General features: G+C 70.9%; 4 protein-coding genes. 2 read left to right on the top strand and 2 right to left on the bottom strand.

The features are described from left to right. Window positions 1-104 precede the first annotated feature (104 nt). On the bottom strand, window positions 105-1,586 hold the full coding sequence (locus KBX26_RS11095) for an aminopeptidase P family protein (protein WP_210865362.1): 1,482 nt from the start codon (window positions 1,584-1,586) through the stop codon (window positions 105-107). A gap of 132 nt (window positions 1,587-1,718) precedes the next feature. On the opposite strand from KBX26_RS11095, the gene asnB reads away from it, so the two are divergent. Further along, window positions 1,719-3,680, top strand: coding sequence for an asparagine synthase (glutamine-hydrolyzing) (gene asnB / locus KBX26_RS11090; protein WP_036412658.1), 1,962 nt, complete (start codon window positions 1,719-1,721; stop codon window positions 3,678-3,680). 86 nt (window positions 3,681-3,766) lie between these two features. Here the strand turns inward: asnB and KBX26_RS11085 are convergent, their stop codons facing one another. After that, the gene (locus KBX26_RS11085; RefSeq protein ID WP_210865361.1) at window positions 3,767-4,864 is read right to left on the bottom strand and encodes a lytic polysaccharide monooxygenase; all 1,098 of its coding nucleotides are present in this window, start codon (window positions 4,862-4,864) and stop codon (window positions 3,767-3,769) included. Window positions 4,865-5,216: 352 nt separating this feature from the next. Here KBX26_RS11085 and KBX26_RS11080 point away from each other — a divergent pair, with 352 nt between their 5' ends. After that, complete coding sequence (locus KBX26_RS11080; protein ID WP_210865360.1) at window positions 5,217-6,494, top strand: XdhC/CoxI family protein; 1,278 nt, start codon at window positions 5,217-5,219, stop codon at window positions 6,492-6,494. Window positions 6,495-6,501 lie beyond the last annotated feature (7 nt).

The following is a 6,501-nucleotide window of genomic DNA, read 5'->3' as shown; positions in this document are numbered from 1 at the left end:
GGCCGGGGCCCGGGGGGGCCCGGGCGGGGGGGCCCTGGGCCGGGCGGCCGGGGGCCGGGCGGGCCAGGGGCGGGCCGGGCCGGGCTGGCCAGGGGCGGGGCGGGTTAGCCGGGTAGGCGGGGGCCGGCTTCGCGCTGTTCGGCGAGCCAGGTTTCCACCTCGTCAGAGGTGCGGGGCAGCCCGGCCGACAGGTTCACCGCGCCGGTCGCGGTGACCAGCACGTCGTCCTCGATTCGGATGCCGACGCCGCGCAGTTCGGCGGGGACCAGCTCGTCCTCCGGCTGGAAGTACAGACCGGGCTCGACGGTGAGCACGTAACCCTCGCCCAGCGCGCCGTCGCGGTAGGTCTCCTTGCGGGCGTTGGAGCAGTCGTGCACGTCGATGCCGAGCATGTGCCCGAAGCCGTGCAGTGTCCACCGGCGGTAGACGGTCGACTTCTCGTCCATCGCCTCGTCCACGCTCACCGGCAGCAGGCCCAGGTCGGACAGCCCTTCGGCGAGCACCCGCATGCAGGTCAGGTGGACGTCCTTGAACTTCACCCCGGGGCGGATGGCCTCGATGCCGGCCTGCTGCGAGGCGTACACGATGTCGTAGACCTGGCGTTGCAGGGCGGTGAACCGCCCGTTCACCGGGAGCACCCGGGTCACGTCGGCGGTGTAGAGGTTGCGGCCCTCGACACCCATGTCCATCAGCAGCAGGTCACCCGGTCGGGTGGCGCCGTGGTTGTGCACCCAGTGCAGGATGGTGGCGTGCTCGCCGGCACCGACGATCGAGCTGTACCCGACGTCGTTGCCGTCGTGGCGGGCCCGCAGCGCGAAGACACCCTCCAGCAGCCGCTCGGAGACCGCCCGGTCGGCCGGCAGGATCCGGGCCACGTCCTCGAAGCCGCGGACGGTGGCGTCGATCGCGTCCTGGAGTTGGCCGATCTCCCACTCGTCCTTGACCAGCTTCATTTCCGAGATGGCGATCGCCAGCTCCCGGTCCCGGGCCGGTTGGCCGTCGGCGCGCGGCCCGTCATAGGGGCGGACGGCCGCGTCCACCTGGGCGTCGAAACCGCGCAACACACGGGTACGCCCCGGAGCCAGGTCGGCGAGCGTCGCCTCCAGGCCGGTCAGGTCAGCGGTGGGCAGGCCCAGCTCGGTCGACTTCTCGGCGAGGGTGTGCCGCCGGCCCACCCACAGCTCGCCGTTGCGGCTGCGGAAGAACTCGTCGGTCTCCCGGGAGGACCGGGGCCGCATGTACAGCATCGCGTCGTGCCCGGAGCCGTTGGGGCGCAGCACCAGCACGCTGTCGGCGTCGTGGTCGCCGGTCAGGTAGGCGAAGTCGCTGCCCGGCCGGAACGGGTAGTCGGTGTCGTTGGCCCGGACCTTCTCGGTGCCGGTGGGGATCACCAGCGTCTCGCCGGGGAAGGCCGCCGAGAGGGCAGCCCGCCGCTTGGCGTAGTTGGGGGTCTCCGGGCGGGGCGTCACGGGGAGCGCGGTGTCGCGCCAGCCCTGCCGCATGAAGGACAGGAACGCCTCCGGGAAGTCCGGATCGTGCGATTCCGTACCGTCCGTTGGCGTACCGTCGGTGCGTCCCTCGGTCATTGCGCCGCTCCCTCCGCTTCGTTGCTGGTCCCGACGGTACCGCGCGTGCGGTTGGCGGTAACGCCCCCCGGGAGTCGGGTGGATCGACGGACGGCTGCAAGGGCCGACAGCGCGCGTGGAAAGATGACGACCATGTGCGGACTTCTGGCCTTCTTCAGCGCGAACGGCAACGCCGCGGCGCACCGCGACCACATCGCCGGAGCGTTGGAATGCCTGCACCACCGCGGCCCCGACGAGACCGGGGTCGAGGTGGTCGGCGACGCCTCCGGCCGGTACGCGGACGGCGTGTTCGCCCACAAGCGGCTGGCCATCATCGACGTCGCGTCGAGCCACGAGCCACTGCCCTACGCGAACGGCCGTTACCTGCTGACCTTCAACGGCGAGATCTACAACTACATCGAGCTGCGCGAGGAGTTGATCAGGAACTTCGGTGCCCAGTTCGCCACCGCCGGTGACGGCGAGGTGATCGTTGCGGGCTACCACTTCTGGGGTGAGCAGGTGCTCACCCGCCTGCGGGGCATGTTCGCCTTCGTCATCTGGGACCGGCAGGAGCGCCGGGCGTTCGGTGCCCGCGACTACTTCGGCATCAAGCCGATGCACTACCTGGAGACCGCCGACGGCCTCTACCTGGCCTCGGAGAAGAAGGCGCTGCTGCCGTTCGCGCACAGCAACTACCAGGGCGACGCGGGCGTCGACACGGCCAACCTGAGCCACTACCTGACCCTGCAGTACGTCCCCGAGCCGGGCACCCTGCACAAGGGGATCAGCCGGATCGGTTCGGGGGAGTACCTGAACTGGACCCCGGGCGGGCGGATCGACGTGCGTCGGTGGTACCGGCCGGTGTTCCGGCCGGCGCCGGTGGACGACGAGCAGAAGCTCTACCACGAGATCCGGGAGACGCTGCGGGAGAGCGTGCGCATGCACATGCGCTCGGACGTGCCGGTCGGCTCGTTCCTGTCCAGCGGCATCGACTCGACGGCTGTGGTGGCGCTGGCCCGGGAGTTCAACCCGAACATCCTCACCTTCACCGTCGGCTACGACGTGCCGGGTTACTCGGAGATCGACGTCGCGCAGGACTCGGCCCGGCACCTGGACGTCACCACGATCCCCACCAAGATCGGCCCGCAGGACATGATCGACGCGCTGCCGAAGATCGTGTGGCACCTGGACGACCCGGTGGCCGACCCGGCGCTGGTGCCGCTCTACTTCGTGGCCAAGAAGGCCGCCGAGCACGTCACCGTGGTGCTCTCCGGTGAGGGCGCCGACGAGTTCTTCGGCGGCTACACGATCTACCGGGAGCCGCTGTCGCTGGGCACCGTCAACGGCCTGCCCGGCGGGGTGCAGAAGGGGCTGCGCGCGGTCTCCAGGGCGATCCCGCAGGGGGTCAAGGGCAAGAGCTTCCTGGAGCGCGGCACCACCCCGATCGAGGAGCGTTACTACGGCAACGCCCGGATGTTCACCGAGGAGGAGAAGCAGCAGCTGATGCGCCGCTACGACCCCTCGGTGCGCTACACGGATGTCACCGCCCCGATCTACGCCGAGTGCACGGAGCTGGACGACGTCACCAAGATGCAGTACGTCGACCTCTACACCTGGCTGCGCGGCGACATTCTGGTCAAGGCCGACCGGATCTCGATGTCGCACTCGCTGGAGGTGCGGGTGCCGTTCCTCGACCGCGAGGTCTTCGACGTCGCGGCGAAGATCCCGGTGGACCTGAAGCTGCCGCCGCGCTCGGACGCCACCAAGTACGCGATGCGCCAGGCGTTGCAGGGGGTCGTGCCGCCGGCCATCGTCAACCGCAAGAAGCTGGGCTTCCCGACCCCGACCCGGGTCTGGCTGCGCGGCGAGATGTACGAGTGGGCCCGGCACGTGCTCAGCACCTCGGGTGCGGGCGATCTGCTCGACCTGTCGTACGCGCTGCGGCTGCTCGACGAGCACAAGCGGGAGGAGGCCGACCACTCCCGCAAGGTGTGGACGGTGCTGATCTTCTGCATCTGGCACGCGATCTTCGTGGCCAAGACGCTCGACCCGGGTATCCAGCGCAACCAGTCCGCGCTGCTCACGAAGCCGGTGGTCGGTTCCATGGTCCGCTGACCCACGCCCCACCCTGTTGATCAAGAGGTTTGCGTCACCGGAAGCACTCCGGGTGACGCAAACCTCTTGATCATTTCAGGTGGTGGTCAGCGGCCGGCGCACGTGACAGTGGGAAGTCCGTTCGTTCCTGTGCTGCTGGCCAGGAAGCCGAACGTCGTGCTGCCCTCCGGTGCGACGGTGCCGTTGTAGGCGACGTTCGTCGCTGTCACCGTTGAACCGGACGACGTCTGGGTGGCACCCCAGATCTGACTGATCGATTGCCCGTTGGGCCAGGTCCAGCTCGCGGTCCAACCGGAGAACGGCGTGCTGCCGTGATTCATGATCGTGACCTCGCCCTGGAAGCCGCCCTGCCAGGAGCTGCTCACCTTGTACGAGGCCATGCAGGCACCGCCGGACGGCGGCGGGGTGGTCGGGTCGGTCGGCGGATCCGTCGGGTCGGTCGGCGGATCGGTGGGGTCGGTCGGCGGGTCGGTCGGCGTACCACCCGGACCCACGCCGGTGACCTGGCCGCTGCCGCCGTCGAAGGTCACGTCGGAGCAGCCGAAGAAGTTCTCCTGCGAGTCCGAGCGGACCCAACGGGAGTAGATGATGTGCCGGCCACTCTTACCCGACGGCAGGTTGCCGCTGAAGTAGTAGTGCCCGTCGTTGCTGCCGACGCTGCCGCGCTGCGGCGGGTTGGTCACCGTGAGGAACGGCTGCTCCAGGTCACTCCAGGCCAGCGCCCGGGTCGGGCTCCAGCTGTCCTTCGTGACGTAGAAGTAGAACGTGCCCGGGTGGTGCGCCCAGTTGCTGTACTTGAAGTCCAACCGCGCCCCGGCGGTCAGGTGGGTCAGCGGCCAGTCGGTGCGGGGCAGGTCGTAGCCGCGGAAACCGGAGTTGCCGCCGCTGCACAGTTGCCCGTCCGGGATGAAGCCGGTGGTCCGGCCACCCGCGTCGGAGCGCAGCACGCTGAACCAGTTGTAGAGCGAGTTCGCCCCGCTCTGCGCCACCGCGGCGGCGCACGCGGGGTTGTTCGGCCTGATCTCACCGGTCTGGCTGCGGCCGTCCTGCCAGCACAGGTACGTGCGGCTGCCCGGCGTCATCGCCGCGCCGTGCGCGGCGGCCGGACCGGACGCCACGGCGACAGCGCCCAGCGCGAGGGTCACGGCCGCGGTGAGTAACGCGGCCGTACGGGAACGATTCACGGGTTCTCCTGACTCGCGAGGCGCGCTGCCTGAGCCGCCTCGCCGCAATCGGGTGGGATGTGGCCTGATCGCCCCGCTGTCGTGAGCGGTGCGACGATCACAGCGACGTGCCCCGGCGGAATCGGCCGGTGGACGTGCGCCGTCGACGGTCCTGTCCTGGACCGGTGCCCTCGCGTCTAACCAACCCGGCAACCGGCGGCGCCGCAGCCCTCGCACCGCCCGGTACGCGTCATCCCACCATGCCGTACCGGGCGGGCGCAATAGGCATTGCTCGATGCAAGAGAAGACCCGCCGGTCGCCGTTGAACGCCATATCCTGCCTACGGGGAGCGGGAACGGAGAGGCGGCAGCCGGTGCCGGACGTGTTCGACGAGGTGCACCGCCGGTGCCGCGACGGCGAGCCGGTCGCGCTGGCCACCGTCGTGGCCACCTGGCAATCCGCCCCGCAGCCACCCGGCGCCGCCATGGTGGTCACGACCGACGGCACCGTCGTCGGCAGCGTCTCCGGCGGCTGCGTCGAGGCGGATCTCTACGAACGGGCCCGCCGGGTGCTCGACACCGGCCAACCCGAGCTGCGCCGTTACGGGATCAGCGACGATGACGCGTACGCCGTGGGCCTGACCTGCGGCGGCATCCTCGACGTGTTCGTCGAGCGTGTCGACGCGAGCGCCCTGCCGGCGCTGGACGCGGTCGCCGCCGCCCGCCGCGACGGCCACCCGGCGGCAGTCGTCACCTGCGTCGCCGCCGACGCCCACCACCCACCGACCGCCGACGCCACCTGCGTCGCCGCCGACGCCGGGGGCCGACCGGTCGATGACGCCACCAACACACCGGCCGCCGACGCCGGCCGCCGACCGGCCGACGCGCATGATTCGCCGGCCGCCGCTGGCCCCGCCGGGGCGAGCGACCCGGCCCGGCGGCTCGGCCGGCGGCTGGTGCTGACCGGCCAGCGCCGCGTCGGCTCGCTCGGCGACGACCGGCTCGACGACGCCGCCAGCGCCGACGCCCTCGGGCTGCTCGCCACGGGGCGCAGCGGGATGCTCCGGTACGGATACCACGGGCAGCGCCGAGGCAACGGCGTCAGTCTGTTCGTGACCACGTACGCCACCCCACCCCGGATGATCGTCTTCGGGGCGATCGACTTCGCTGCCGCGGTGGCCCGGATCGGCGCGTTCCTCGGCTACCGGGTCACTGTCTGCGACGCCCGGCGGGTCTTCGCCACCGCGCGGCGTTTTCCCGGGGCGGACGAGGTGGTGGTGCAGTGGCCGCACCGCTACCTGGCTACCGAGGTGGCGGCCGGTCGACTCGACGAGCGCACTGTGGTGTGCGTGTTGACCCACGACCCGAAGTTCGACGTGCCGTTGCTGGAGTTGGCGCTGCGCCAGCCGCTGGCGTACGTCGGCGCGATGGGCTCACGGCGCACCCACGACGAGCGGCACAAGCTGCTGACCGAGGCGGGGCTCAGCCCGCAGCAGCTGTCCCGGCTCGCCTCACCGATCGGGTTGGACCTCGGTGGTCGTACCCCTGAGGAGACCGCGGTGAGTGTGGCCGCGCAGATCGTCGCGGCCCGGTGGGGCGGCACCGGCCGCCCTCTCGCCGCGCTCGACGGGCCGATCCACCGGTCGGGGTAGCGCGCCC

Origin of the sequence: Micromonospora sp. C97, assembly GCF_018070385.1 — a bacterium.
GTDB lineage: Bacteria > Actinomycetota > Actinomycetes > Mycobacteriales > Micromonosporaceae > Micromonospora > Micromonospora parva.
This window is presented reverse-complemented; position numbering and strand designations above follow the sequence as displayed.

Bases quoted from the DNA above. Each gene is read 5' to 3' on its own strand.
- KBX26_RS11095 (WP_210865362.1), bottom strand. From the start codon at position 1,586: ATGACCGAGGGACGCACCGACGGTACGCCAACGGACGGTACGGAATCG.
- asnB (WP_036412658.1), top strand. From the start codon at position 1,719: ATGTGCGGACTTCTGGCCTTCTTCAGCGCGAACGGCAACGCCGCGGCG.